At 64.3% G+C, this 297-nt stretch carries 1 protein-coding gene; it reads left to right on the forward strand.

Annotation, left to right across the window (positions count from 1 at the left end; translation table 11 throughout):
- Positions 1 to 297, forward strand: a 297-nt coding sequence (locus AVS7_RS14365) for an IS256 family transposase (RefSeq protein ID WP_020229110.1), incomplete at both ends; no start/stop codon positions are given.

Here is a 297-nt window from a genome sequence, read left to right on the forward strand (position 1 = left end):
AACACCCGCAACGGCAAGAGTAAGAAGACCCTCAAGGGCGATTTCGGCGAGTTGCCCATTGAGGTGCCCCGCGACCGCCATGGCAGCTTCGAGCCCCAGCTCATCCCCAAGCACCAGACCCGCTGGGCCGGCTTCGACGACAAAATCATCTCGCTGTACGCCCGTGGCATGACGGTGCGCGAGATACAGGCCCACCTCGAAGAGATGTACGGCACCGAGGTCTCACCCAGCCTGATTTCCTCGGTGACGGACGCCGTGGCCGATGAGGTCAAGGCCTGGCAGGCCCGGCCGCTGGAG

The organism is Acidovorax sp. MR-S7 (assembly GCF_000400995.2).
In the GTDB taxonomy this organism is placed as follows: Bacteria; Pseudomonadota; Gammaproteobacteria; order Burkholderiales; family Burkholderiaceae_C; genus MR-S7.